The sequence below is a fragment of the Parasedimentitalea maritima genome (assembly GCF_005771405.1).
Taxonomy (GTDB): Bacteria; Pseudomonadota; Alphaproteobacteria; order Rhodobacterales; family Rhodobacteraceae; genus Parasedimentitalea; species Parasedimentitalea maritima.
The window spans coordinates 150,536-177,008 of sequence record NZ_VAUA01000009.1 but is presented as its reverse complement, the minus strand read 5'-3'; the positions used below and the strand labels follow the sequence as shown (position 1 = coordinate 177,008).

Below are 26,473 nucleotides of genomic sequence, written 5' to 3'. Positions count from 1 at the left end.
CACTATGACACAAAGTACCAAAATGCGTCGCGAAATTGATGAGATTCCAGCTGCAGTTGACCGGCTTTTGACGCAGGGAGCAGCAGATATTGCCTCAGTGGCTGATGCTGTTCGGGGATTGGACCCTGCCTTTGTCATGACTGTGGCACGTGGGTCGTCGGATCACGTCTGCACCTATTTGAAATACGTTTCTGAGATCCTCCTTGGTGTTCCCGTTGCCTCTGTTGGGCCTTCGGTGGGGTCGATTTATGACAGCACCCTGAAGTTGAATAAGGGGTTGAGCGTTGCTGTGTCCCAGTCGGGACAAAGCCCGGATATTGTTGCGATGGCCGGTAATGCAGGTCGTGACGGGGCGCTGACGGTAGCCCTGACAAATGACGCGGGATCGCCATTGGCGCAGGCCAGTGCCCATACCTTGAATATTCATGCTGGACCTGAGTTAAGCGTCGCCGCCACTAAGACTTTTGTCACTTCGGCGGTGGCCGGCTTGTGGCTGATGGCTGAATGGGATCGCAATACTGCGCTGCTGGCTGCTATTCGTGCGCTCCCAAAACAATTAGAGGCGGCGGCGCAGATCAACTGGCCCGAAGTGCGCGAAGCAATAGGCGCGCATCAATCTCTGTTTACGCTTGGGCGGGGGCAGGCGCTGGCCGTGTCAAATGAGGCTGCGCTGAAGTTTAAAGAAACCTGTCAGCTGCACGCCGAGAGTTATTCCTCTGCAGAAGTGTTGCACGGGCCTGTTTCGATCGTTGGTGAGGGCTTTCCGGTGCTGGGGTTTGCGGCCGCTGATGCGGCAGAAGGGGCGCTGGCGGACATCTCGGATCAGATTGCCGCTAAGGGAGCACAAGTGTTTGCTACAACCAATCGAGTGCAGGGCGCGGCATGTATTGATCACATCCGCACAGATCATGGTTTGACCGATCCACTGAGCCTGATTGTTTCCTTCTATTCCATGGTTGAAGCCTTTGCTACGTCCAGAGGGATCGATCCTGATGCGCCTAGACATCTGAAAAAAGTAACGGAAACGGTATGACTGATCGGCTTACGGCCCTGATTGGCGCCCGGATTCTGGAGGAGGGGCAGTTTCACGCCGGGCGCGCGTTGTTGCTGAAGGGTCACCAGATCGCAGGGATTGTTGGGCAAGCCGACGTCCCCGCCGAGGCCTGTGTCATCAAACTGGCAGGCGGATATCTGGCACCCGGCTTTGTCGACCTTCAGGTCAACGGCGGTGGCGGGGTGATGTTGAATGATGTGGCGACACTTCGCACGATGTCTGAGGCTCATGCGCGCATTGGCGCCACCTCTATTTTGCCAACATTGATCACGGATACCCCCGTTCATGTACGCGGTGCGATCGCGGCGGTCGAGCAGGCCGTGGCTGAGGGTGTCCCTGGCATACTGGGGCTTCATCTCGAAGGGCCGCATCTATCATTGGAGCGCAAGGGCGCACATGATCCCGCGCTAATTCGCCCTATGAGCGCAGAAGATTTGGAGGTGTTGCTCGACGCTGCAGCCAGATTACCGGTGCTGAAAATCACAGTTGCCCCGGAAAATGTCACAAATGACCAGATTTCGTCCCTGCACGAAGCTGGGGTTCTGGTCTCGCTAGGCCATACAAATGCAGGCTTCGACGCTTGCGAAGCAGCAGCAGCGGCGGGCGCGCGCTGTGTTACGCATCTGTTCAATGCTCAAAGCCAGATCGGCAACCGTGAGCCAGGTACTGTCGGGGCCGCACTTGCTCTGGGAGGGTTGAGCGCCGGGCTGATCGCCGACGGGATACATGTACACCCCGAAAGCATGGCGCTGGCACTGCGATCAAAGCGGGGCCCGGGACGCATTTTCCTAGTCAGCGATGCAATGGCCACGGCAGGATCCGAAATCGATTGCTTTACGTTGAATGATCGTCTGATCCGGCGAAGTGGCAACCGCCTGACACTGGAAGATGGCACCCTTGCCGGAGCGCATCTGGAGCTGGTAACGGCAGTGAGCAATTTGGTGGAGATGTGTGGCGTAGACTTGGAAACTGCATTTTCTATGGCAAGTGAGGTTCCGGCAGATCTGGTTGACGCAGCGCATGTTGGCCGATTGGCTGAGGGATGTCGGGCGGATGTTCTGCACCTGAACGAGTCGCTGGCACTAGAGCAGGTCTGGCAGTGCGGACAGTTGGTTTAGTCGCTCAGCCTTGAGCCTTGAAATTAGTTACCCTCAAGCTGAACTCACATTGCAGGTTCCGTATTTGCCATTCAAAAAATGGATACCTGATTTCGATTTTATTCCTTGAGCTGATAGCAGCCATGCCTTCAAGGTGACGAGTAGGCAGGGACAGGGATGTATTATGGGAAAGCTAAAGGCGTTTAATTTTCAGGGCTGGATTGACGAGCATAAACACTTGCTAAAACCCCCGGTGGGCAATCAGCAAATCTGGGAAGATGCTGATATGATGGTGACAGTTGTCGGAGGCCCCAACAAACGTACCGACTACCATGATGATCCCGTTGAGGAATTCTTCTACCAACTTAAGGGCGATATGGTGCTCAAGCTGTATGACGGAGAAGAGTTCTATGATGTGCCAATTCGTGAGGGCGAGATATTTCTGCTGCCACCACATGTGCGCCACTCACCGCAGCGCCCACAAGAAGGATCAATTGGACTGGTGATCGAGCCCAAACGGCAGATCGGAGAGCTGGATGCGGTTGAGTGGTATTGCTTTGAATGTAGCGCTTTGGTGCACCGTGCCGAGATGCAGTTGAAATCCATCGTTGAGGACCTGCCACCGGTTTATGCGCAGTTCTATGCTTCAGAGGCGGCGCGGACCTGTCCGAATTGCGGTGTCATGCATCCGGGCAAAGAACCTCCCGAAGGTTGGGTTAAGTTATAGGTTACATCGAAGCGGCCACATCTTGGAGCGCCTGTAAAAAAACAGTGGCGGCTGGTGATAGCTGATCGGCGCTGCGGAATGAAACACCAACAGGCCCGTCGTCTATAGGTAGGCTCCATGGTATCTCTTGCAGCAATCCCGACGCGATATCCTGTGCTGCGACGTGTGCGGGCATCAGGCCGAGGAAATCACCGGCTTGCAAGACTGCACGATTGGTTAGGTAAGAGACTGATTCAATTGCGACTGCGGGTGCATACTGCCCCTGCCGGACAAAAAACTGGTCCAGTTGACGCCGCAGAGTGGTTTCGATCGGTGGCAGGATCCAACCCCAGGGTTTTAGGTCGTCAAAGCTAAGCTTGGGGTTGGCGCAAATGGGGTGCCCGTGGCGCGCCACCAACAATATTTTTTCGTCAAACAACTGCAGTTGTTCCAAGTCGCTGCGGTGGCGCTGAGCAGGGAGGCGGCCAACAACCAGATCAATTTCACCCGACTTTAGTGCAGGCATCAAAACCTCATTAGTGCCTTCGACAACTTTAATCGAAACACTTGGACGCGTGTGCAAAAGCTTCTCTATCGCCATTGGCAGCAATTGCGGGGACGCAGCCAGAAGTGTGCCAATGACAATGCGACCACTGCTGCCTTCGTTCAGGTCGTCCAATTCCTGCGCAGCGTTTGAGACCTGGGCGAATATCAGTTTCCCATGTCGGATCAGGGCTTCACCATAAGGGGTCGGAATGACGCCCCGATTGGTACGCTCAAAAAGCTGCACTTCAAAATCCAGCTCCAGATCTTTGATCATCTTGGTGGCGGCTGGCTGTGATACGTTCAATTCGCGGGCGGCGTTCTGAATATTGTTGTGCTTGCCCACGGCAACCAGAAGCCGCAACTGTTTTAGCTTTAACCGGGTCAATACACGGTCAACAATTCGGGAATGACGAACGGCCATAGTGTGCTCCTAGCTGCTGATCGGTTTGTTGATGGCAAGAATTTCCGCGACGACACTCATTGCGGCAAGGGCTGAACTGCGAGGGTTGTCGGGCAGGCTGTTGCCAGTGATTGAAAAGGTAAATGAGCCAAAGTCACCGCTAGCGCATATTTCGTGAATGTTGGATGAAATGGTGGGGTCTGCGATCAGCTCTACCTCTGTAGCGTCAAAGCCAACCCCAGCCAATGCAACGGCTGCTGCGACATTGGCATTCTTGGGGTAACGGAGTGCGGCATCGCGGGCTGGCCCAGTGAAATGTGTCTGGGCGCTGGGCAGCGAGCTTTGAAGATCAAGGCTTTGTTCGGCGGGCGAACCTATCCAACCTTGCGGCGGTTTGCGACCGGTATAGCGGACACTGTCCAGTTGCCCGCTACGGGCGGCTCGCAGAGTATCTAACGCTCCAATGGCACCGCTTGCTAAATGCAGCCGGCTGCCGCCTTGTGTTGCCGAAGAAACAAGGTCGTCATAAATATCAGGGTCCGCCAGAGCGCCAATTGACACTGTGATGACATCCAGGCCTGCGCGCAATGCTGCAGGCCCGTGTTCGGCCAGCCCCTGATGCCCAGCACAGTCAATCAGGTGCGTTATGTCTTGCGGTAATGCCGTCACCGAGCTGACGATTGCAGGGTCCGACGCCACGCTTTGGTGGTCCTCGTCCATTCGCTGCGGGCGCAACAGAAAAGCTTCTATGTGTAGCCCTTGCTTGAGGATGGCTTGTTGCACATAGCGCGAGATAGCGCCGTTTCCGAGCAGGGCAATTTTCACGTGGCGGCCTTTTGAAGAGTCTAACTGACTGTTAGTATAGTTTTGGTCTAGGCTTACTGCTATCCATTATAGTTATATCAATTTGAGTTTTTTGTATTTGGTACTGCTCTTGCGTCTGAGTCATATCTGCTTTGGAAACAATAGGGTGCCAAAGGCGGATGCAGGATCAGAACTCCCATATCGGACAGCGGGTGATCCGCCGTGAGGATGCGGTTCTGGTGGCTGGGCAGGGGGCCTATACTGACGATATTTTACTCCAAAACCCGCTGCATGTCTCATTCTTGCGCAGCGTAGAGGCGCGCGGCGATATTGCTGAGCTGGAAACGGAAGATGCACTGGCTGCTGAAGGGGTTGTGGCAGTGCATACTGGTGCGGATGTTGCCCACTTGGGCCGTCTGACTGTTAACCCACTTATTCCTCTTTCGGTTCAAACGGAGTTTCCGGTGTTGGCTCAGGGGCAAGTCCATGCGGTTGGGCAACCAGTTGCAGCAATATTGGCAACCAGCAATGCCTTGGCGCTGGACGCGGTTGAACTTGTCTATGCCGAAATCGACGACGCATTGGCTACTGGGCCGGACGTAGCACCAGACTTAGTTGCAGAACAGGCATGGAGCGCTGGAGACGCTGCGGCTGGACTGGCAGCAGCTGACCACATTGTTGAAACCGCAATTTTGCATCCCCGACTTGCGCCGTCGCCGATGGAACCTCGCGCCATTGCAGTGGCATATCACCAAGATAGAGATGCGGTTACGGTCTGGCACTCGACACAAACTCCGCACCGCTCTCGTAGCGCGCTTGCCGTTATATTGGGAATTGACGCTGATCGCATTCGTGTGATTGCCCCCCATGTGGGGGGCGCCTTTGGTATGAAGGCCTCGTTGTATCCGGAGGATGTTATTGCGGTCTGGGCTGCGTTCCATCACAAACGCGATGTGAAATGGACAGCGACCCGATCTGAAGAGTTCTTGTCTGCCACCCATGGGCGGGGGCTCACAACAATCGGGCGTTTGGCTGTGAACAAGGATGGAATGTTTCAGGCGCTGCAGGCCGAGGTAAATGGACCAGTGGGCCATTGGTTACCCAATTCGGCGCTGACCACGGTGTGGAATGCTGCACGGATCTTGCCTGCGGGATACCAAATCGAAAACCTTGAAATCTCGACCCGTGCACAGGCCCATAATCTTGCCCCTACCGGCATCTATCGCGGTGCGGGACGCCCTGAGGCCAACTGTCTGATTGAGAGGCTGGTAGATAAAGCCGCAGTTGTGACCGGGCTGGACCCGGTTGAAATTCGTCGCCGGAACCTGTTGGACGCCAGTGCATTCCCGCATCGGACTGGCACTGGGAATGTGCTTGATTCCGGTGACTACTCCAGGGTTCTGGATGTGCTGATGGACAAGGGCGGGTATAATGAGGCCCTAAAAGAGCGCGATGTGCGACGCGCCAGCGGAGAGCTGGTCGGGCTTGGGATCGGGTTCTATCTTGAGCCTTCGGGGACGGGGTGGGAAACGGCGCGGGTTACGCTGAACGCTGATGGCGGCGTGTTGGTTGCCAGCGGAAGCTCGACGCAGGGCCATGGGCGTGAGACCGCCTTTGCCCAGATCGCCGCAGATACCCTGCAAATTCCGATGAAACAGATCACGGTCATTTGCGGCGATACCAAAAACTGCCCTGAAGGGATCGGAGCCTTAGCCAGTCGCAGTACCGCCATTGGCGGTAGTGCCGTGCTCAGAGCCTGCGAAGAAATCCGCACTCGGCTGGACCAAGGCGAAACAGCCCCCTTGGTTGCTGACCTGAGATATGAAAACGAAGGTGAGGCATGGGGGAATGGCGCCTATATGATCTTGCTTTCTGTTGACGGTGACACCGGAGTGCCTTCGATCGAGCGGGCAGTTGCCGTGGATGACACCGGCCGTATCATCAACCCAATGCAGGTCGCGGGTCAGGTTCTGGGTGGGTTTGCCCAAGGTCTGGGTGAGGCGCTGATGGAGCAGGTGATCTATGATGAAGATGGCCAGTTGTTGACCGGTTCTTTCATGGATTACGCCCTGCCGCGTGCCGGTGATATGCCTCTCCTGTCTCAACATACCTTTCAGACACCCAGTCCAATGAATGCGCTGGGCGCCAAAGGCGTGGGGGAAGCCGGGACAATTGGGGCACCTGCCGCAATTCTGAACGCCGCAATTGATGCTCTATGCCCATTGGGGGTTGAGGATCTGCAAATGCCATTGACCAGTCAAACCCTGTGGCGTGCCATTCAGGCCGCCGAAGAAGGAGCCGCCACATGAAATATTCGAAACTGGACGCCAAAGACCACGCCCGCGAACATATGCGCGGCATCTGGGCCGCAGCGCTTAACCCGTTCCACGACGATGGGTCTTTCAACGAAGCCGGGCTTCGGTCGAACATTCGTCATTGGGTAGATGATCTCGACATTCAGGGGCTCTTTATCGCCGGAAAACAGGGTGAGTTCTTTTCGATGAGCCTGGCAGAGCGCAAACGTAATTTTGAGATTGCGGTGGAGGAGTGCGACGGCCAGGTAGGCACCATCATGTCGGCTTCGGATCAGAATTTCGACACGGTGCTCGAACTGGCCCGTCATGCGCAGGACTGCGGCGCCGATTACATCGTGGTGCACGCGCCAATGCTGCATTTTGTCACTGATCCGGATGACACCGTGTTCAATTATTACAAGGCGATCTGCGATCAGGTTGATATTGGCATCGCCATGTGGAGCCACCCGGATAGCGGCTACCTCATGAGCCCTGAGCTTTGTGCCCGTATCGCGGAACTGCCGAACATTGTGGCGATCAAATATTCAGTTCCGCGCGAGATGTATGTGCGCCTTAGCCATATGGTTGGGGATAAAATCCATGTTTCGACCGCGTCCGAAGTGGAGTGGCTTGATAACATTGAGGAATTGAATTGGAAGCTCTATTTGTGCTCGTCACCACCATATCAGTTGCAGACTAAGAACGATCGCCGGATGCACGATTACACCCAGTTGGCGTTTCAGGGCCGCTTTGCTGAGGCGCGTCAGATACGTGATAGTCTGGACCCGGTGCGGCGTGCGATCTTAGATACGAAACCCGGCGGCAAGCCACAGGCGCACGGCAAGTACTGGCAGGAACTGTTGGGGCAGGTTGGCGGCGCAGTACGGTCCCCACTGTTGCAGCTGACTGAGGAAGAAAAAGCTCGAACACGAGAGGCTTTCGAGGCCTGCGGTTTAAAGCTTTGACCCAGTTCTTTGAGACAAAACAGTCAGTGTAACGTGCGAAGTAGGCGATGATTTCGCCAACTAAATATCCGCGCTCGCAGTGCCCTTGCCCTGCGCAAACTGACCCTGTTTCAACGCAAGGGGAGATATTCAATGGCCAATCTGTCCTTTTGGGGCGGGTTGGTCGTTTTTGTCTATTGCTACGTCCCTAGCTGTGATTTGGAAGCTATAACATCCGTGTTAGGCTGCCGCGATCCGTGGCCCATGAGGAGTAAACCGGAAGCAATGTCTGACTTGTGGAGCGGATTGACACAGGCCTTTTGGCTGCTGGTGACGTTGGATGCTGATCTGGTTGAAATCAGTTTGCGATCCCTGCGTGTTACTCTGACGGCACTGCTGATTGCCTCTGCCATAGCTCTTCCATTCGCAGCCTTCTTATCGGTTCGCCGTTTTCGTCTTCGCCGGATTACCATCGCAGTGCTAAATGCCTTGATGGGGTTGCCGCCAGTTGTGGTGGGCCTTGTGGTTTATGTGTTTTTGTCCCGTTCAGGACCGTTTGGGGTGTTTGGACTGCTTTTTACCCCAACAGCAATGATCATCGCGCAGGTGATTATTATCGTGCCGCTGATTGCCTCCATTGCGCATCAGTCACTGCGCGAGCTTTGGGGGGACTATCATGACCTGCTGATCTCGATGAACACTACCCAGTTCCAACGTATTCAGGCGCTGCTCTGGGATGGGCGACGGGCACTGTTGACGGCAGCCCTGGCCGGGTTCGGTCGGGCCATTGGCGAGGTCGGCGCGATCATGATTGTTGGTGGCAATATCGACCATGCAACACGCGTACTGACGACGGCCATCGCGCTCGAAACTGGTAAGGGTGAATTTGCCCTGGCATTGGCACTTGGGTTTATTCTGATTGCTTTGGCTGTGACGGTGAACCTTTTGATCCACCGATTGAGCCATACCGAGAGTGAGGGCCGCTGGTGATGCAGATGTTCCCACTAGAAGCCAAACAGGCCGTGGTGCGCCGTCAGGGCAAGGTATTGGTTGGCCCGATTGACCTGACCTTGCAAGGGCAAGGTGTAACCATCGTCATTGGTCCCAATGGAGCCGGTAAAACCACTTTGCTTAAGATGCTACATGGTATTGCCCGGATGAATGCCGGCAGTTTGACATGGGCTTGCCCAAAGGACGAAGCGCAAAAACGGCAGGGTTTTGTGTTTCAGGCACCCGTTATGATGCGACGCACCGTGATTGAAAATATCGCCTATCCTCTACGCTTGATCGGCGTGACAATGGCAGAGGCCAGACAGCGCGCACAAGACTGGGCAGAGCGGGTTGGTCTGGGTCATACCGTAAAACAACAGGCGACCATGTTATCCGGCGGCGAGCGGCAAAAACTGGCACTGGCACGGGCACTGATCCGTAATCCAGATGTACTGTTCCTGGATGAACCCTGTGCGTCACTGGATGGCCGTGCCACCCGTGAGATCGAAGAAATTTTGACCACTGCAGCCGCTGATGGCACCCGGTTGATCATGTCGACGCACAATATGGGCCAAGCCCAACGTCTGGCCGATGAAGTGATTTTTGTGCTGCATGGTCGGATCCACGAATTCACGCCCGCAAGCCAATTTTTTGCTGGGGCTGAGACCAAACAGGGACGCGCGTTTCTAAGAGGAGACATTGTAGAGTGAAACAAATAATTTTTGGCGCGATTGCCTCACTAGCCTTAACTTCGGCTTCATTTGCCGAAGAGATGCGGATGGCAGTGACCACGTCGTTCCATAACTCGGGCCTGTCAGACATTCTGCTTCCTGAGATCAAGGCCGATTTGGGGCTGGAGGTACAGCTGGTTGTTGTTGGAACTGGCCAAGCACTGCGCTTGGGCGCGGCTGGCGATGTCGATGCAATTTTGGTGCACTCAAAAAAGGCTGAGGAAGAATTTCTGGCTGGTGGCAACGGCACCCATCGTCGCGAGATCATGTATAATGACTTTGTTTTCATCGGCCCGAAAGGGGATGCCGCTGGCGTAAGCTCGGCGGATACTGCAGCAAACGCATTACTGAAAATTGCAACAGCTCATGCGGTCTTTGTCAGTCGTGGCGATGACAGTGGTACCCACAAAAAAGAGTTGAGCCTGTGGCAAACCGCCGATTTGAATGCACTGGAGCTTGGCGACTGGTACAATGCGGTTGGTGCCGGGATGGGCGCGGCGTTGAATACCGCCTCAGGTCTCGGGGCATATATTATGGCAGACCGGGCCAGTTGGTTGAACTTTGGCAACAAGGGCGACCTAGAGCTGCTGTTCTCTGGTGATCCAGTACTGTTCAACCAATATGCGTATATTCCGGTAAACCCCGAAAAACATGATCATGTTCAGAATGACCTAGCGATGAAACTGGAAGACTGGCTGGTTTCAGGCCGCGCCAAAACACTGATCAATGAGTACAAGATCAATGGCGAGACGTTGTTTGTTTTCAATGCCAAATAGAGTCAGTTGGTAAACGTTACTCGGTACAAAAGCCCCCGCAAATTTGTGGGGGCTTTTGTATGGTCGCTGAGGTGACCCGAAGGATTACACTATAGCAAAAACTCACGCGTCCATATCACCATGAATTGCAAATTGCTCCAATCCGGCAGCTTGCGGCTCGATGGTGCGGAAGGCCTCTTTGACGCCAGAACTGGTCAATTCACGCGATACGGTTAGCAAGGTGTTGGCATCATGCTCCGCGCAAAGATCTAGCATTTGCGCTAGTTCTTCGGTCGCAACAGGACGAGCGGCGTTGATGTCTGGGGCACTATAGAAATCGACGAAATGTTTGGCCAAAAGGCCGGTCAAGGTGTCGAGCTCACTCTGCTCGATCTGAGTAACCGCTACAAAGGTTACTCGACCAGCAGTTTCCAAGCCCATCCAGCCATTGGAAAAGGCTTGCTTTGGCTTGCCACTCAGGTCGGACTCACCCCAGTTGGAAAATTCAAACCCGCCTGAAACACACCATTCGCCGGTTCGGGCTGGGCTGGCAAAGACACGTTGGTCGCTCTCGTCAAAATGGATGGCGCGGGCAAGCTGCATCACGATGTCTCCAATAAGGATGTAAGGGGGATCATGTGGGTGGTGTCTTCAGCACGCAAGAGCATGCCAAAATCTTCGTCGATACCCAGGAAACTGCCTGATAGCGCGTTTTGTACTGTGTCCTCTCCCATGCCGTGGGCGAGGCTGCGCCATTCAGCGTGCAGGGCTTTACCGTTGTCGTCTTCCCAGCGTGTGATCCAGTGTAGACTGTGGCGGGCCCAACTTTCTAACAAAGCAGGCGCTTCGACATCCGCACAGCCTTCGGCATAAAGCGCAGTTTCATCGGGTGAATTACCGGTATCTTCGGAGGCGGGCCACAACGGCAATTCTAGCCCAATGACCAGCCAATCAGGCGTTACCTCGGGATCTGAGCAACTGGCGGCGGCTTGCAGTCTACCACAACGGGCACCGTTGATCCGGATTGCCCCCTGCCATTCTAAATGAACCGCGACTTCAGGTGGCGCCAATGCTCCCAGTGCGTTTTGAAATCCTACGCCACAGGTTGGCATCATTGCCATTGCTTTTCGAAGAGGAACCTCGGGGGCAAACACCATTGCCGCCCGAAGAATGTCCGGTGCCAGATTGAAGGTTACCAAGCCGGCATCACAACCGATGATCGCCTTTTTACACGCTGTATCAAAGGGGTCCTCCACGCCGCTGACCTGATGGCCATGCAAAAGCGGAGGAAAGGAGACGTCGCTCATGCTGCGCCCCGTTTGATTAAATCCTGGGCAACGTTTCGGAACACCTGCGCCTGTGGGCTGTCGGGTTTGCTGACAACAATCGGTGCACCTCCATCAGAGGCCAAACGAACGTCCAGATGCAGCGGGACTTCAGCCAACAGGGGCACGTTCAACTTGGCGGCCTCTGCGACCACGCCCCCATGGCCAAAGACATGCTCTTCGTGGCCACAATTGGAACAGATATGGGTCGACATGTTTTCGATCATGCCCAGGATTGGGACGTGGAGTTGGTTGAACATATCGATGCCTTTGCGTGCATCGATCAGGGCCACATCCTGCGGAGTTGAAACCACGATAGCACCGTCCACTTCTGCCTTTTGCGCCAAGGTCATCTGGACGTCGCCGGTGCCGGGTGGAAGGTCGACGATCAGCACATCCAGAGCGCCCCACTGCACCTGCATCATCATCTGTTGCAGCGCCCCCATCAGCATTGGTCCACGCCAGACAACGGCCTGATCCTCGTTGGTCATCAAGCCGATTGACATCATTGTGACGCCATGGTTGCGCATTGGCAGGATGGTTTTTCCATCCGGGCTGGCGGGGCGACCCGAGATCCCCAACATGCGCGGTTGTGACGGGCCATAAACATCAGCATCCAACAATCCAACGCGGCGGCCTTCAGCTGCCAGAGCACAGGCCAGATTGGCTGAAACAGTAGATTTTCCCACGCCGCCCTTGCCTGAGGCAACAGCGATGATGCGGTCAACACCGGGGATTTTCTGCGGGCCCTGCGGCTGTGCGGGTTTTGATGGTTTTAGGTCCGGTGGGGCGGACTTGGCGGCATGACCGGTCAGCAGGGCCGAAACTTTATCGACACCGGCAAGATCGGTCACAACTTTTTCGGCGGCGTCGCGTATCGGGCCATAGGCCTCGGCGCTTGCAGGGTCAATTTCGAGGACGAAGCGGACCTCAGCCCCTTCGACTGTGAGGGCGCGCATGACGCCGGCGCTGACGATATCGCTGCCACTGATTGGGTCAGTGATTGATTTGAGCGCGGCGAGGACGGATTCACGGGTGAGAGACACGTTTGTCTTGCTCCTTGGGTTGTGGGGGTGCTTGACGAAGGGGGCGGTGGTTTTCTACCATTTCGCATGACCCGACTGATTGTTCTGATTTCTATTTGCCTGAGTTTCGCACCGATTGCACGGGCTGATGACAGGTTGGTACGGCTGATGGCGCCGCAGGCTCTGGTTGACAGTGGCTTGCTGAAGCACCTGTTGCCGCGGTTCTCGCTGAAGACCCAAATTCGGGTTCAGATCGTCACAGCGGGTCAGGCACATGACATTGCGCTGGGCGCGACCGGTGAACCGGTTTTTGTTGGCCCACGATCGACCTGGTATATGCAGGTTTTGGCTCCGGAACACCAAGCTGTGCTGCGTTTCCTGAGCTGGTTGGACTCGGACATTGGTCAGCGTACTATTACGAGCTATGCGCCCGGTGGTGTCCAGATGTTTATGCTGCCCCTTGCCGAGCAGGCGCTGGACGCCGGTGTTGTATTTGACGGTGACGCAGCGCTGGGTCTGGACCTGTCGCGTCGGATGTGTGGCCGCTGTCATGTGGTGCGGGATGACGAGCGGATGAATGCTATCGGCTCTACCCCGTCGTTTTTTGTACTGCGAACACTGGAGAACTGGGTTGAGCGTTTCCAGACTTTCTACGTCCTCAACCCACATCCATCTTTTACGCAGGTGGAGGGCGTGACTGAGCCTTTTGCACCGGATCGGCCTTCGCCAATTGTGCCGGTTGAGATAACCCTCGATCAGTTGGAGGCAATCCTCGCCTATGTCGCCAATCTGCCACCCGCAGATCTGGGAGCTCCGTTGCAACATCAGTGATCGCGGCGCTTGCTGAGGTAGTCGTCGGTGGTACGTACGCGTGGCCGGTCACCGCCACCAAAGGGGTTGTTCTCCTGATGATACTGGGCATCAACCCGGCAATTGTCACACATCTGAATCATCCGCGCAGCCCCAGGGTTCTGGAACATCGAATGTTTCCCCGCCAGCTTTTCGACAATTTTTTCAACCGTGGACTTAACCCCAAAGAGTGAGCCGCATTCTACACAGGCAAACGGTTCTTCCTCGTGCAAGACCGTTTGTGATAGCGCGCTGTCGGTCAGGTTCAGACGCGGTTCAAGCGTGATTGCCTTTTCGGGGCAGATATTGGCACAGAGACCACATTGTAGGCAGGCGTCCTCCTGGAACCGCAATTGGGGAAGATCAGGGTTATCGCCCAATGCACCCGAAGGACACAGCGATACGCAGGACAGGCATAGGGTGCAGGCGCTGGTATCGACTAAAACTGCCCCGTAAGGAGCATCCGAGGGCAGTGGAAGTACTTCTGCGTCAGGCATCAGCGCCTTGGTTGCTTGGCGGGTGATCTGGCGACGGGTTCCGATTGGTCGAACGACATCGCCCAGGGCTGTGGGCACCTCGACACCAAACAAGGTTTCGCTCAGCGCATCTGGGTCGTTTAAGTCAAGCAAGGTTGTCTTGTTGCCGCCAAGGGCATTTGCCAGTGCCAGTTCACGCTCCATTACTTCGCGCTCGGCACCGGGGGCGAGCAAGATGTCGACTGTGGCAAAACCAGCAGCTAAGGCCGCAAGGATCTCGGCATGGCCAAAGGTATTCAATGCCTCGACTTCCAACGGCACAACATCAACGGGCAAACCACGGCCAAAACGGGCGGCCAAACTGATCATTTCGCCGCCGTGTCCATTCACAACCAGTAGACGCGGTGCGACGCCACCTGCGGCTAGATAGGCTTTGGCCAGGGTCTGAATACGACGAAACAGACTGTCTGTAGGGGGCGCATCATAGGTGAGTGCACCAGAAGGACACAGGGTGGCGCAGGAGCTGCACCCGGCACAGATCATCGGATCGATGCTAACATGGTCACCATTAGAACTGATGGCGCCGGTCGGGCAGATATCAAGGCAGTTGGTGCAACCGGTCTGGCCTGCACGGGAGTGAGCGCAGAGTAGCGGTTCATTGCGCACATATAGCGGCTTTTCAAAAGTGCCGACCATCTGGGATGCCTGTAGTAGAGCATCAGCCACCGAAGGCGCATGTGCAGGGTCGGCACGCAGATAGCCTTCGCGTTTTTCCGGGGCTGGAAACAGTGACGTGCCACCAGTCAGATCCAGAATGATGTCACAGCTTGATCTGCCACCATTCCGGGCATCACTCCAGCTCCAGTTGCGCCCGACAGGTTCCAGTTGTTGTAGTGCATCGATGCGGATTTCGAATTGCCCCAGTGCGCCTGAGGCTTGGCGCAGATCACCTCGAACCACGTCAAAGGCGCGGCTCATCGGGGGCTCGGCGGTCTTGTCCAGCAGGACCGTCACTGCCAGCACATCCTGAAGCTTTTCTGCTGCGGCCAAAGCGATTTCCGATGGCCCAAGGATCAGACAGCCCCCCTCAGACACCACGTCCAGACCTTTCGCGGCAGGGACGGAAAGTCCCGCTTCGGCAATCAATGCGGACATTTTGGGTAGTGTATTGCCTTCATCCGATGTCCAACCGGCCCGATCACGCAGATCGAGGCAGGGGGGGGCAGGGGCATCGATTTCAGCTGCCAGTTCTTCAAAAAGACGTTGTTCCTGGGCACAGCAAATAGTTGCTTCGCCCCCTGCCAAGGCGGCTGCTGCTGTGTCGATTCCGGTGGTACAAAGTGCCGAATGCAGTTTGGAGCAGCTGACCCCAGTGGCCTGAGAAAGGGCGGTGGCGTCGATCTGTTGTGATCCCGAACAATCACATAAAATCAGTTGCTTGGCCATGTATTCCTCGCTTGCATTTAGACTGGCAGAAGGGGTGTTAGACACCCTGTGTTGGCTTCCAACTAGGCATGATTCCTCGCCTTCGTAAACCAGTTTTGAGACTGCTGGACGCCCCGGAATTCAGCGAATCAATCCGGATGATTCGCTGAATTGGTAGCTGCACCTATTGTCGAGTGATTTCGTCGAATTAGACAAAACGACCGTTCCTGCATGCCGCGGTATTCCGCGCTGTCCAAATTGTCCGGATGTGACGAATTCCCCGTCTAATTGTAAAAAGCAGCTTTTGAAAAGACGGTTGGTTGGGGCACGTTAACTAGGAAATTTGACAAAATTGGACTGCCAGCGCTTGATCCACAATCCGGACAAATTTGATGTGATGCCAGTTGGCGTTGTTCTGCGCCGCGCACCGGGTGTGACCCAGTGGGCGAAATACGCATGGAAAGCGATAGCAGTTTTACCAGGCGCGGCTGAGACCAATTGGCAGCTGTTACGTGAACAGGACGGTATCTCTGATTTTCATGCTGCAACCCTATCGCTGGAGTTGCACGGTTCTGATGCAGAGGCTTATCTGCACGGGCTCAGCGCGGAAGTGCCTTGCGTTTACGTGGTGCTGCGCGACAGCGATGCGACAGAACACTCGTTGGAAGTGACTTTGGTCACCGCCTCGCCCTATGAGGCGCAGGACTATGCTGATACTGGCGAAGAAATTATCGAGAAAATTCCGATGCCCGACGGATTGATTGCCTGGGTGCGGGACTTTGCGCTGGAGCATCACCACGAAGAACGCTTCAAGAAGCGCCGCCGCGACAAGACCGACATTGGTGCTGTTGAGGATGGTATCGGCGATGCACGGATTTCTCAGTTGGCAGATGTCTATCGCTCGCCAGTGAAGGCCAAGAAGGAACGACTGCAATGAGCGGGTCTGATTTCTGGGCGCGCCGCAAAGCCGCCGTCGAGGCGGAAGCAGTTGAAGATGCGCGGGCTGAGGTGCAGCTGCAGGCACAGGAATGTGATGTCAGAGTTGCGGAAAAAAGTGATGCAGAGATTTTGGCTGATTTGGAGCTGCCAGACCCAAACACATTGGGCGAGGGTGACGATTTTAAGGTGTTCCTGACTGAAACGATCCCAGCCAGAATTCGCACGCGTGCGCTACGCCGTTTGTGGCTAACGAACCCAGTGTTGGCAAATATCGACGGGCTGGTCGACTACGGTGAAGATTTCACCGACGCCTCTTGTGTAATCGAAAATATTCAGACGGCCTATCAAGTTGGTAAAGGTATGACCGCCCACGTCGATGAAATGGCGCGTCAGGCCGCAGAAGAGGCTGAAGCCGCCGAACAGCAGCTCGCCGAAATTAGCGAGGCTTCGGAGGATGAGACCGGGGTGATCGAAGAGATCGATGTCGAACAACCGGAACAAGAGGCCGTGACAAAGGTCGCCTATGTTGCGCCCGCCGATATTGCACATGAAGCTGATGAACTACACGTTTATGCTGCTCCGCGCCGAATGCGGTTTGCGTTTGATGAAGGAGCTGCTGAGACATGACAGAGGAGACGCCAATGACAGCCGTGGCCGACGAAGTCCGCGTAACTGAGGAAGACCGTCTGAGGGCGGATCTATACAACTTTTTGGGCCTGCTGCTCGCCACGCCCCCAGAGCAGATGTTGTTGGAACAAACGGCTGTACTGTCAGGAGATGACGGTGATCTTGGAACCGCGATCAACGCGCTGGCCAAGCTGGCGAGCCTGTCCAAGGCTGCTACGGTAGAGAGTGAATTCAATAAGCTGTTCATTGGATTGGGACGCGGCGAGCTGCTGCCCTACGCCAGCTACTATCTGACGGGTTTCCTGAATGAGAAGCCTCTTGCGGCTTTGCGTCGTGACATGGCCGCACGTGGCATGACTCGCGGTCAGAACGTTTATGAGCCCGAGGATAATATTGCATCTCTTATGGAAATGATGGGCGCTCTGATCGTGGGGCGTTTTGGAGAACCGGCGAGCTTGGTCGACCAGAAAACGTTCTTCAATAAGCACATTGGCCCTTGGGCGGGGCATTTCTTTTCGGACCTGGAGGCCGCCAAGAACTCGGTTCTTTATGCCTCGGTTGGCGCAGTTGGCCGGGTGTTCATGGAGATCGAGTCCGAAGGTTTTCGGATGAGCGCGGAGTGATCCGTATAGTCGGACGGGCAACCGTCTATCACCAATGAGGAGGAAAACTCATGACAAGGAAGACTGAGGAGGCATCGAGCCGCCGAGACTTTCTGAAGATGGCCGCAACATCGGCACCGCTGGCTGCGGTGGCTGTGGCGACCACGGGGGGCGAGGCGCAGGCCGCAGAACCCGACCTGTCATCAAGCAAGATGCAGGATACAGCGCATACCCGCGCTTACCTCGACAGCGTGCGGTTCTAGACACCGCTCATTGTTATCCACTGCAGGCAACTGGTTGCGAGACGCCCGACCGCCTGCTGATTTTTGTTAACCTAGCAAGCCCGAATTAACGGGTAGCAAGGGAGGTTATAATGCTTAGGAAAAAGACCAACGGGGTTGCGAGACGCTCCCAGCGGACAAGTATCCTCTCCAAGGTCGCGGAAAGCTCCGTTGACCGCCGCGCGTTTCTGCGTGGTTCTGGTCTGGCCATCGGTGGCTTGACCGCTATTGCCGCCACCGGCGGTTCTGTGACGCGGGCCAATGCAGCAACTGCTGCTGCGGGCGCTGTCGAAACCGTAAAGTCCGTCTGTACCCACTGTTCAGTCGGCTGTACCGTGGTTGCTGAAGTTCAAAATGGTGTCTGGGTCGGGCAAGAGCCTGGTTGGGACAGCCCATTCAACCTAGGCGCCCATTGCGCTAAAGGGGCCGCAGTTCGCGAGCACGCCCATGGTGAACGTCGCCTGAAGTACCCGATGAAAAAAGAGGGTGGTGAATGGAAGCGTATCAGCTGGGAACAGGCGATCGACGAGATCGGCGGCGGCATGATGGATATCCGCGAGGAAAGCGGACCTGACAGTGTTTACTGGCTTGGCTCGGCTAAGCACAGCAACGAACAGGCCTATCTGTTCCGCAAGTTTGCGGCCTATTGGGGCACAAACAACGTCGACCACCAGGCGCGGATCTGTCACTCGACAACCGTGGCTGGCGTAGCAAACACATGGGGCTACGGCGCCATGACCAACAGCTACAACGACATCCACAACTCCAAGGCAATCTTTGTGATTGGCGGCAACCCGGCCGAGGCTCACCCGGTTTCCTTGCTGCACATCCTGAAAGCCAAAGAACAAAACAACGCACCGCTAATCGTCTGTGATCCGCGCTTTACCCGGACTGCGGCACACGCCGACGAATATGTGCGCCTGCGTCCAGGTACTGACGTCGCATTGGTCTGGGGCATTTTGTACCACATCTTTGAAAATGGTTGGGAAGACAAAGAGTTCATTCGCACCCGTGTTTGGGGCATGGACCAGATCAGGGAAGAGGTCAAAAAGTGGAACCCAGAAGAGGTTGAGCGCGTAACGGGTGTTCCCGGATCGCAGCTGCACCGGGTTGCCAAGACATTGGCCAACAACCGTCCCGGCACCGTGATTTGGTGTATGGGGGGTACGCAACACACCACGGGCAACAACAACACCCGCGCATATTGCATCCTGCAATTGGCGCTGGGCAATATGGGCACAAGCGGTGGCGGGACCAACATTTTCCGTGGTCACGACAACGTTCAAGGTGCCACCGACCTTGGTGTTCTAAGCCATACTTTGCCGGGCTATTACGGTCTGTCAAAGGGGGCCTGGGGCCATTGGGCACGTGTTTGGGATGAAGATCCCGAATGGTTGACCAGCCAGTTCGACATGTTGAAAAGTGCAGACGGTAAAGATAAGTCGCTGCAAAACCTGAAGGGCATTCCGGTCAGCCGTTGGATTGATGGTGTTCTGGAAGACAAGGACAATATCGACCAGCCCAACAACGTGCGGGCGATGGTTCTTTGGGGTCACGCGCCAAACTCGCAGACCCGTGGTCCGGAAATGAAGACAGCGATGGAGAAGCTGGACATGCTGGTCGTGATCGACCCGTATCCCACCGTCTCGGCTGTGTTGCATGACCGTACCGATGGTTGCTATTTGTTGCCAGCCTGTACGCAGTACGAAACATATGGCTCGGTTACAGCATCGAACCGGTCGCTTCAGTGGCGGGACAAGATCTTTGATCCGCTGTTTGAGAGCAAAACTGACCATGAAATCATGGGTCTGTTTGCGAACAAATTTGGCTGGGCTGATCGCTTTTTCCGTAACATCGAAATGGACGATGAAAACACGCCAAATGTTGAAAGCGTCACACGCGAACTCAACAAAGGCCTGTGGACCATTGGCTATACTGGCCAAAGCCCAGAGCGCTTGAAAAAGCACATGGCCAACCAGCACACCTTTGACCGCACCACCTTGCGGGCTGTTGGTGGACCGGCAGATGGGGACTATTATGGTCTGCCATGGCCGTGTTGGGGGACGGACGAGATGAACCACCCCGGTACGCCAAACCTTTACGACATGTCCAAGCCGGTTTCCGAGGGTGGCCTGACCTTCCGCGCCCGCTTTGGTGTTGAACGGGACGGCGATAACTTGCTGGCCGACGGTGTCTACTCGGTGAACTCGGAAATCCAGGATGGATATCCGGAATTCACCATGCAGATGCTGATGGACCTTGGCTGGGACGGTGATCTGACGGATGAGGAACGCGCATCGATTGATGCCGTTGCAGGTCCAAAGACCAACTGGAAAACCGACCTCTCGGGCGGCATCCAGCGGGTTGCGATCAAGCACGAGTGTGCGCCATTTGGTAACGCCAAGGCGCGTGCCGTTGTGTGGACTTTCCCGGATCCGGTTCCTGTTCACCGCGAGCCTCTGTACACCAACCGTCGTGATCTGGTCGAAGACTATCCAACATACGAAGACCGTCAGGCCTATCGTCTGCCGACTTTGTATGCCTCGATCCAGAAGAAAGACGTGTCCAAGGACTTCCCGATCATTCTCACATCCGGCCGGTTGGTCGAGTATGAGGGTGGCGGCGAAGAAAGCCGATCCAACCCTTGGTTGGCTGAGTTGCAGCAAGACATGTTTGTCGAGATCAACACCCGGGACGCCAACAATATCGGCGTGCGTGATGGGGCTCAGGTCTGGGTCGAAAGCCCCGAAGGCGGCAAAGTCAAAGTGATGGCGATGGTCACTGAACGGGTCGGCGAAGGCGTAGCCTTTATGCCGTTCCACTTTGGTGGGCACTACCAGGGTAAGGACCTGCGGGACAAATATCCTGACGGAGCTGACCCCTATGTGCTGGGCGAAAGCTCAAACACTGCTCAGACCTATGGCTATGACAGCGTCACCCAGATGCAGGAGACAAAATGTACTCTCTGCAGCATCAGTGCAGCATAAGGAGAAAGAAAGATGGCAAGAGCTAAGTTCCTCTGCGACGCCGACCGCTGCATTGAATGCAACGCCTGCGTCACCGCCTGTAAGAACGAGCACGAGGTGCCTTGGGGCATCAACCGCCGCCGTGTTGTGACCATCAATGATGGTAAGCCCGGTGAACGGTCGATCTCAGTCGCCTGTATGCATTGTTCGGATGCGCCTTGTATGGCTGTTTGCCCTGTGGATTGCTTCTACCAGACCGACGACGGTGTGGTGCTGCACTCCAAGGATCTGTGCATCGGTTGTGGGTATTGCTTCTACGCTTGCCCATTTGGCGCGCCGCAGTATCCGCAGGCTGGCAATTTCGGCAGCCGTGGCAAGATGGACAAGTGTACCTTCTGCGCCGGTGGCCCGGAAGAAAACCACTCGACAGCCGAGTTCGCTAAGTACGGTCGCAACCGGATCGCTGAAGGCAAGCTGCCGATCTGCGCCGAGATGTGCTCGACCAAAGCACTGCTGGCCGGTGACGGCGACGTCGTGTCTGCGGTCTACCGTGAGCGCATCGTTTCTCGCGGCTTTGGTGCTGGTGCTTGGGGTTGGGGCACTGCCTACGACCAAAAGGGCGAGTAAGCCACTATAGTATTGCCGGCGGCTGTGAAGGCCGCCGGTAGCAAACCTATTGGAATGTTAGAAATTCCAACCCGTTGTCCGTCCGGAGACGGGGCGCTTTTCAATTTACAGAATGTCGAGGACCCAATGCGCGTTCTTCTTTGGCTACTGGTATGCCTGACCATGGCCTTGCCAGCTACAGCACAAACCACACCTGATCGTTCCGCCACTGGCGGGGCTCAAACGCTTGCTGACATCATGGCACGCCAGAACAGCGTCGCAGTTGACGACACTTTTCGGCGTGAAAATGTTGGCGATTCAGCCAGTCTGCCGGGCGTACCACAATTGGGTACACAGGGAGGTGTCTCAGACCCTGAATTTTGGCGCGCATTGCGCTATGGCTCGGCCGACGTTCGGGTGTCGGCTGGCGGTGAAGTCGCTACGGTTCTGGTCCAAGATGGTGGTATGAGATGGCTGGCTTATCGGGCTGGGCCACTGCGCCAATATGGCGGTTGGTTACTGTTGGGAACGCTCGCGTTGCTGGTCGTGTTCTATCTGTTGCGCGGCAAAATTCCCATTGATGGTGAAAAAACAGGCCGTACGGTGACCCGTTTCAGGGCGTTTGAACGTTTTGGCCATTGGTTACTGGGTGGGTCGTTCATTTTGCTGGGCATTACCGGATTGATTACATTGTTTGGCCGCGTGGCAATTGCCCCGTACCTTGGGAAAGAAGCAAACGCGACATTTCTGGAGTTGGGGAAATGGGTGCACAACAACGTCGCTTGGGCCTTTATCGTTGGATTGGTGATTATCTTTGTCATGTGGGTCGTACATAACCTGCCAGATCGTACAGATTTAGTCTGGATCGCACAGGCTGGCGGAATTGTGGGCAGCAAGCACCCACCAGCCAAGAAATTTAATGCCGGGCAAAAAGTGATCTTCTGGTCTGTTGTTCTGTTTGGTGCCTCCATTTCGATCACTGGCGTATCCCTGCTGTTTCCATATGAGTTACCGATGTTTGCCAAAACTTTTGCCGTGGTAAACGACATCGGGCTGTCAAGCCTGTTGGGACTTGGGGAATTGTCAGAAACACTGGCGCCACAGGAAGAAATGCAACTGGCTCAGCTTTGGCACGCCATTCTAGCCTTTGTGCTGATGGCGATCGTCATCGCACATATCTATATCGGTTCGGTTGGTATGGAAGGCGCTTATGACGCGATGGGTAGTGGAGAGGTCGACGAGGCCTGGGCCAAGCAGCACCATAGTATCTGGCTCGAAGAGATCCAGCAGGAGCAAGATACTTCGCAGGGTAATCCCACTAAGCAGTCGCCAGCGGACTAATTCACTTTCACGTCTTCGGTGCGGCCGTTTGGCGTTCGTCAAGCCGCACCGGATCTGATACCGTTGTACCGCAGGAGCGGCGCAGCCTGATTGAAATTCTGATACATTCGACCACAGCCGGAGAACTGAAACGATGAAAGCCATGTTGACCGGGTTTGCCGCAGTTGCGGTGATTGCTCTGGGTGCCAATCTGCTGCTGAACCAGGCAGGTTTTGCTTCGCATGAAAAACTATCTGGGGCTTCCGTCCGACTAGATGTGGTGAAGTGATGCAGACCCCTGTGGCGCGTGACGAATATGGGGAAAGCCTGGCCGGGGCCTCGATACTGGTGATCGATGACGAACCCGGCATGCGGAATTTTTTGACCAAGATCCTAACGCCGCGCTGCAAAAAAGTGGAACAGGCGGCGTCAGCTGCTGAAGCCACAGCGATCTTGGATCAATCCCATTTTGATCTGGTTGTTCTGGATAACATCATGCCGGGGAAGACTGGATTGGAGTGGGTGCAGGAGCAGCGCCGGGTGGGGTTGTTTGCTGATACAATTTTGGTCACGGCCTACGCTGATCTAGAGACGGCCATTCAGGCGCTGCGTATCGGGGTTGCCGATTTTGTGCTCAAACCCTTTCGGGCCAATCAGATCCTGAACTCGGTGGCGCGGGCGCTGGACCGCAAGTATCTGCGGCGCGAGAACTATCTGTTGAAGCACGAACTGTCGGCTGAAGGCAGTGCTGGTCGGGGTCGCTTGCTGGGTAAATCTGCAGCAATCTGTCAGGCGCGTGATATGCTGGCGCGACTTGCGCCGCTGCCCACTCCGGTTTTGTTCATGGGGGCCAGTGGAACGGGCAAGGAAATTGCAGCCCGAACCCTGCATTCTTTGTCCGAACGGGCTGGAAAGCCTTTTGTTGCAGTCAATTGTGCGGCTATCGCGCCAGACCGGATTGCGCACGAGTTGTTTGGCATGGTTGACGACCAGGATCGGCGCAAGGATGGTTTGTTCCTGCATGCTGATGGAGGCACGTTATTTCTGGACGAAGTGGCGCAAATGCCGGACCAAGTTCAGGCGGCGCTGCTGCGGGTGCTGGAGGATCAACGCATCCGTCCAGTCGGTGCAGAGCGTGACATCCCACTGAATCTGCGCTTCTTGTTTGCCACTAACGCTGATCTGAAGCAGGCTGTGGCCGATGGCCGGTTCCGCGCGGACCTGTATCATCGCATCAATGTCGTTCAGATCGTGATGCCCCCATTAAGGGAACGAGTCGAGGATATCGTTGAACTGGCGGCGCTGTTTATGGAGCAATTTTCGACCACCTTGGGTATGCCAGCCCTTGAGCTGAATGAAGAAACACTACTGAAGTTCAGCCGATACGATTGGCCGGGTAATGTACGAGAATTGCGCAATCTGATCGAGCGTTCAGTGATCTTAGGTGAAATTCCAGAAGAGTTTTCCGGCACTGGCGCAATCACAGGTGCGGCGGCAATTGAAACGCTTGATCTCGTCACCCAGCGCCACATCATGCATGTGTTGGATGCATGTGAGGGCAACCGTGCAGAGGCGTCACGCCGACTTGGTGTGTCGCGCAAAACCATCGATCGAAAATGCGCCTCATGGGGGTTTTGATCCGGTGACAGGGGGAGGGGCGTTGCCCCTCTTGCCCAGTCGGGCAATTCACCCCAGGATATTTTTAGCTAGATGAAGCTGGATTGATGTTGGATATGTCGGGCTCTACTGCTGTTTAGTTTGGACGTCAGCGGGCAGCCAGACGCTGAATTGGGCGCCTGGTTGGGCAAGGTTGCGCACTGAGATCAGTCCGCCAGCCCGTTGAATTAGGGTCTGGCTAATTGAGAGCCCTAGTCCGGTGCCTTCGCCGGGCTTGGTGGTGTAAAACGGATTAAACACAGAGCCTAGGTTCTTTTCATCAATCCCCGGACCGCTGTCAGTGACGGACAGCAGTGCACCTTCACAGCCATCGCGAGATTGGCTTTGTAAATTGAGGATCAGGGTGCCTGAGCCCTTCATCGCCTGCACTGCATTCATAACCAGATTGATAACCACCTGTTGCAACTCGCCGGGGTTGATGTTGACCAGTGGCGCAGGGCCAAATATCCGCTTTACGGTGATGGTTTGCTTTGACGTGACGTGATCCACGAGTACCAGACAATCCTCAACCAGAGGGGCGATATCGACGCTTTCCTCAAATGCTCCGAATTCAGTTGGACGGGCAAATTGCAGCAGCTTTCCCACAATGGCATCAATCCGAAGCACCTGATTGTCAATCAATGTCAGTTCTGTCTCTACCTCTGTTGAGCGTTCGTCGAGGGTCATGCGGATGACGTCGACGTTGCCTTGGATTACGGCCACTGGATTATTAATTTCATGGGCCACCCCGGCGGTAATTTCACCGATTGAGGCCAGTTTCTCACTCATCACCAGCTGTTTGAAAGTGTCTTCCAGCTTTGCATTGGCCGCGCTCAGTTCTGTCGTTCGTTTGTCAACACGGGCATTCAGCTCTTCGGCCCAGTCGCGCAGGGCCTGGTCACGTTCTTGAACCTGATTCAGCAAGGTATCCAAATGGGCCGCCACTTGACCAATTTCATCTTGGCTGCCCACCGCACCATTGCGTGCTGCAAGATCACCTCGCTCAACCCGTTTCATGGTTTGCGTCATTCGCTCCAGTGGAAAGAAGATACCTTTGGCCAGCCATAAAAACAGTGGCGCCGAGATTACCAGAACGCCAATGAAGACCGCCACGATGGTCCAGTAGGCTGCCCGTTTTGCCCCTTGATAGGGGGCTTCAAGAAAGCCGACATAGAGCATTCCAACTCGGCTGCCAAAACTGTCCGTTAATGGCAGGTAGCCGGAAATGTACCAGTCGTTGACCACAAAGGCGCGGTCCAGCCAGGTCTGACCAAGATTTAACACCCGGTGGCGGACACTGGCAGAAACGCGGGTTCCCAGGGCGCGCACATCTTCGAATAAGCGTACGTTTGTCGATACTCGGGTGTCATCAAGGAAAAGTGTGGCGGTGCCCTGACGGTTTTCTCCGGCGCTGTCGCTGAGATAAACCAGTGCGTTGATGGTGTCGATGAAATCGAGGTTTCGATTCAACAAGATACCACCGACCAGCACTCCATCGTGACCGAGAACAGTTACGGGGGATGCAGCGTGAACCACCATGCCTCTGTCTTCAGTGGTGCGGGCGGTTGGGACGGCCGCCTCAGTTTCAATAAGTGGAATGCGGGCACGCTGTTCGAGTTCAGGTGAAAAACTGGCAAGTTCGCTGGCAGAAAAGACATCAATTCGGGAGCTCAAACTACCGGCTGCGGCTGCCGCGATCACCGGCCATTTGGACGTCGGCCCTGATAAATCGTCGCCTGAGATATAATAAAGGAAATCCAGCTGCAGTTCCGCGCGACGCTGATCTAGAAAACGTACCTGTTCCCGTGGGGGAGCGAGTAAAACATCACTGAACAAGCTCGATTCAGAAACGCTGCGTATGTCGGTCCCTGTACCGGCGAGAATACGGCCAAGATATTGCTCAGCAATGCGTAGGTCGCTGTCAACATTGGCGATCAACATGTCGTCGTAGTCGGCATTCCAGCGTGTCATGGCCAGAACCAGAAGCAATGGCATCAATACGCTGATCGGCAGCAGGGCAAGAAGAAGAAGGCGGAGCCGGACGGATTTCAAGTT

The 26,473-nt window shown here is 55.4% G+C and carries 25 protein-coding genes; 18 read left to right on the top strand and 7 right to left on the bottom strand.

Annotated features, from left to right (window positions below):
• The first annotated feature begins 4 nt into the window (after positions 1-4).
• The 3 genes from FEE96_RS17535 to FEE96_RS17525 all read left to right on the top strand — a co-directional run bounded on the left by FEE96_RS17535 (position 5) and on the right by FEE96_RS17525 (position 2,878).
• Positions 5-1,033: an SIS domain-containing protein gene (locus FEE96_RS17535; protein ID WP_138164418.1), complete on the top strand. Its 1,029-nt coding sequence runs from the start codon at positions 5-7 to the stop codon at positions 1,031-1,033.
• Positions 1,030-2,172, top strand: a complete 1,143-nt coding sequence (nagA, locus tag FEE96_RS17530; RefSeq protein WP_138164417.1) for an N-acetylglucosamine-6-phosphate deacetylase — start codon at positions 1,030-1,032, stop codon at positions 2,170-2,172. Before FEE96_RS17535 ends, nagA begins: the two co-directional genes overlap by 4 nt.
• Before the next feature lie 163 nt (positions 2,173-2,335).
• Entirely contained in the window at positions 2,336-2,878 is a 543-nt protein-coding gene (locus FEE96_RS17525) for a 3-hydroxyanthranilate 3,4-dioxygenase (protein ID WP_138164416.1), read from the top strand.
• Between the two features lies 1 nt (position 2,879).
• Here FEE96_RS17525 and FEE96_RS17520 read toward each other — a convergent pair whose 3' ends face one another.
• Both FEE96_RS17520 and FEE96_RS17515 read right to left on the bottom strand, forming a co-directional pair.
• Positions 2,880-3,824, bottom strand: coding sequence for a LysR substrate-binding domain-containing protein (locus FEE96_RS17520; RefSeq protein ID WP_138164415.1), 945 nt, complete (start codon positions 3,822-3,824; stop codon positions 2,880-2,882).
• 9 nt (positions 3,825-3,833) lie between these two features.
• The gene (locus tag FEE96_RS17515) at positions 3,834-4,628 is read right to left on the bottom strand and encodes an aspartate dehydrogenase (RefSeq protein WP_138164414.1); all 795 of its coding nucleotides are present in this window, start codon (positions 4,626-4,628) and stop codon (positions 3,834-3,836) included.
• A gap of 158 nt (positions 4,629-4,786) precedes the next feature.
• On the opposite strand from FEE96_RS17515, the gene FEE96_RS17510 reads away from it, so the two are divergent.
• From FEE96_RS17510 to FEE96_RS17490, 5 genes are all read left to right on the top strand, one after another.
• The gene (locus tag FEE96_RS17510; RefSeq protein WP_138164413.1) at positions 4,787-6,916 is read left to right on the top strand and encodes a xanthine dehydrogenase family protein molybdopterin-binding subunit; all 2,130 of its coding nucleotides are present in this window, start codon (positions 4,787-4,789) and stop codon (positions 6,914-6,916) included.
• Positions 6,913-7,866, top strand: coding sequence for a dihydrodipicolinate synthase family protein (locus tag FEE96_RS17505; protein WP_138164412.1), 954 nt, complete (start codon positions 6,913-6,915; stop codon positions 7,864-7,866). Before FEE96_RS17510 ends, FEE96_RS17505 begins: the two co-directional genes overlap by 4 nt.
• 264 nt (positions 7,867-8,130) lie before the next feature.
• The gene (locus FEE96_RS17500; protein WP_138164411.1) at positions 8,131-8,835 is read left to right on the top strand and encodes an ABC transporter permease; all 705 of its coding nucleotides are present in this window, start codon (positions 8,131-8,133) and stop codon (positions 8,833-8,835) included.
• Complete coding sequence (locus FEE96_RS17495) at positions 8,835-9,545, top strand: ATP-binding cassette domain-containing protein (RefSeq protein WP_138164410.1); 711 nt, start codon at positions 8,835-8,837, stop codon at positions 9,543-9,545. The genes FEE96_RS17500 and FEE96_RS17495 overlap by 1 nt, the downstream gene beginning before the upstream one ends.
• A complete protein-coding gene (locus tag FEE96_RS17490; protein WP_138164409.1) occupies positions 9,542-10,342 on the top strand; it encodes an ABC transporter substrate-binding protein in 801 nt (266 codons plus the stop codon). The genes FEE96_RS17495 and FEE96_RS17490 overlap by 4 nt, the downstream gene beginning before the upstream one ends.
• 102 nt (positions 10,343-10,444) lie before the next feature.
• Here FEE96_RS17490 and FEE96_RS17485 read toward each other — a convergent pair whose 3' ends face one another.
• Genes FEE96_RS17485 through FEE96_RS17475 form a run of 3 tightly spaced genes read right to left on the bottom strand, consistent with a single transcriptional unit; the run spans position 10,445 to position 12,692 of the window.
• Positions 10,445-10,924, bottom strand: a complete 480-nt coding sequence (locus tag FEE96_RS17485) for a DUF6505 family protein (protein ID WP_138164408.1) — start codon at positions 10,922-10,924, stop codon at positions 10,445-10,447.
• Positions 10,924-11,628, bottom strand: coding sequence for a biotin/lipoate--protein ligase family protein (locus FEE96_RS17480; RefSeq protein ID WP_138164407.1), 705 nt, complete (start codon positions 11,626-11,628; stop codon positions 10,924-10,926). The genes FEE96_RS17485 and FEE96_RS17480 overlap by 1 nt, the downstream gene beginning before the upstream one ends.
• Entirely contained in the window at positions 11,625-12,692 is a 1,068-nt protein-coding gene (locus FEE96_RS17475; protein ID WP_138164406.1) for an Mrp/NBP35 family ATP-binding protein, read from the bottom strand. Before FEE96_RS17475 ends, FEE96_RS17480 begins: the two co-directional genes overlap by 4 nt.
• A gap of 27 nt (positions 12,693-12,719) precedes the next feature.
• On the opposite strand from FEE96_RS17475, the gene FEE96_RS17470 reads away from it, so the two are divergent.
• Positions 12,720-13,502, top strand: coding sequence for a hypothetical protein (locus FEE96_RS17470; protein ID WP_246079504.1), 783 nt, complete (start codon positions 12,720-12,722; stop codon positions 13,500-13,502).
• Here the strand turns inward: FEE96_RS17470 and FEE96_RS17465 are convergent.
• Positions 13,496-15,442 carry a 4Fe-4S binding protein gene (locus tag FEE96_RS17465; protein WP_138164405.1) on the bottom strand — a complete coding sequence of 649 codons (1,947 nt, stop codon included), beginning with the start codon at positions 15,440-15,442 and terminating at the stop codon, positions 13,496-13,498. The genes FEE96_RS17470 and FEE96_RS17465 overlap by 7 nt on opposite strands.
• A gap of 376 nt (positions 15,443-15,818) precedes the next feature.
• Here FEE96_RS17465 and FEE96_RS17460 point away from each other — a divergent pair, with 376 nt between their 5' ends.
• The 9 genes from FEE96_RS17460 (at position 15,819) to FEE96_RS17425 (ending at position 24,400) form a co-directional block, all read left to right on the top strand.
• A complete protein-coding gene (locus tag FEE96_RS17460; protein ID WP_138164483.1) occupies positions 15,819-16,358 on the top strand; it encodes a DUF3305 domain-containing protein in 540 nt (179 codons plus the stop codon).
• Entirely contained in the window at positions 16,355-16,987 is a 633-nt protein-coding gene (locus FEE96_RS17455) for a DUF3306 domain-containing protein (RefSeq protein ID WP_138164404.1), read from the top strand. The genes FEE96_RS17460 and FEE96_RS17455 overlap by 4 nt, the downstream gene beginning before the upstream one ends.
• Positions 16,984-17,610, top strand: coding sequence for a TorD/DmsD family molecular chaperone (locus FEE96_RS17450; protein ID WP_425467333.1), 627 nt, complete (start codon positions 16,984-16,986; stop codon positions 17,608-17,610). Before FEE96_RS17455 ends, FEE96_RS17450 begins: the two co-directional genes overlap by 4 nt.
• 50 nt (positions 17,611-17,660) lie before the next feature.
• A complete protein-coding gene (locus tag FEE96_RS17445; RefSeq protein ID WP_138164403.1) occupies positions 17,661-17,852 on the top strand; it encodes a twin-arginine translocation signal domain-containing protein in 192 nt (63 codons plus the stop codon).
• 110 nt (positions 17,853-17,962) lie between these two features.
• Positions 17,963-20,857, top strand: coding sequence for a formate dehydrogenase subunit alpha (locus FEE96_RS17440; RefSeq protein ID WP_138164402.1), 2,895 nt, complete (start codon positions 17,963-17,965; stop codon positions 20,855-20,857).
• A gap of 12 nt (positions 20,858-20,869) precedes the next feature.
• Positions 20,870-21,463, top strand: a complete 594-nt coding sequence (gene fdh3B / locus FEE96_RS17435) for a formate dehydrogenase FDH3 subunit beta (RefSeq protein ID WP_138164401.1) — start codon at positions 20,870-20,872, stop codon at positions 21,461-21,463.
• Between the two features lie 126 nt (positions 21,464-21,589).
• Entirely contained in the window at positions 21,590-22,783 is a 1,194-nt protein-coding gene (locus tag FEE96_RS17430) for a formate dehydrogenase subunit gamma (protein ID WP_138164400.1), read from the top strand.
• Positions 22,784-22,916: 133 nt separating this feature from the next.
• Complete coding sequence (locus tag FEE96_RS24005; protein ID WP_280817697.1) at positions 22,917-23,051, top strand: hypothetical protein; 135 nt, start codon at positions 22,917-22,919, stop codon at positions 23,049-23,051.
• A complete protein-coding gene (locus FEE96_RS17425; protein WP_138164399.1) occupies positions 23,051-24,400 on the top strand; it encodes a sigma-54-dependent transcriptional regulator in 1,350 nt (449 codons plus the stop codon). Before FEE96_RS24005 ends, FEE96_RS17425 begins: the two co-directional genes overlap by 1 nt.
• A 105-nt stretch (positions 24,401-24,505) precedes the next feature.
• On the opposite strand, the gene FEE96_RS17420 is transcribed toward FEE96_RS17425, so the two are convergent.
• The gene (locus FEE96_RS17420) at positions 24,506-26,470 is read right to left on the bottom strand and encodes a sensor histidine kinase (protein ID WP_138164398.1); all 1,965 of its coding nucleotides are present in this window, start codon (positions 26,468-26,470) and stop codon (positions 24,506-24,508) included.
• Between the last annotated feature and the right edge of the window lie 3 nt (positions 26,471-26,473).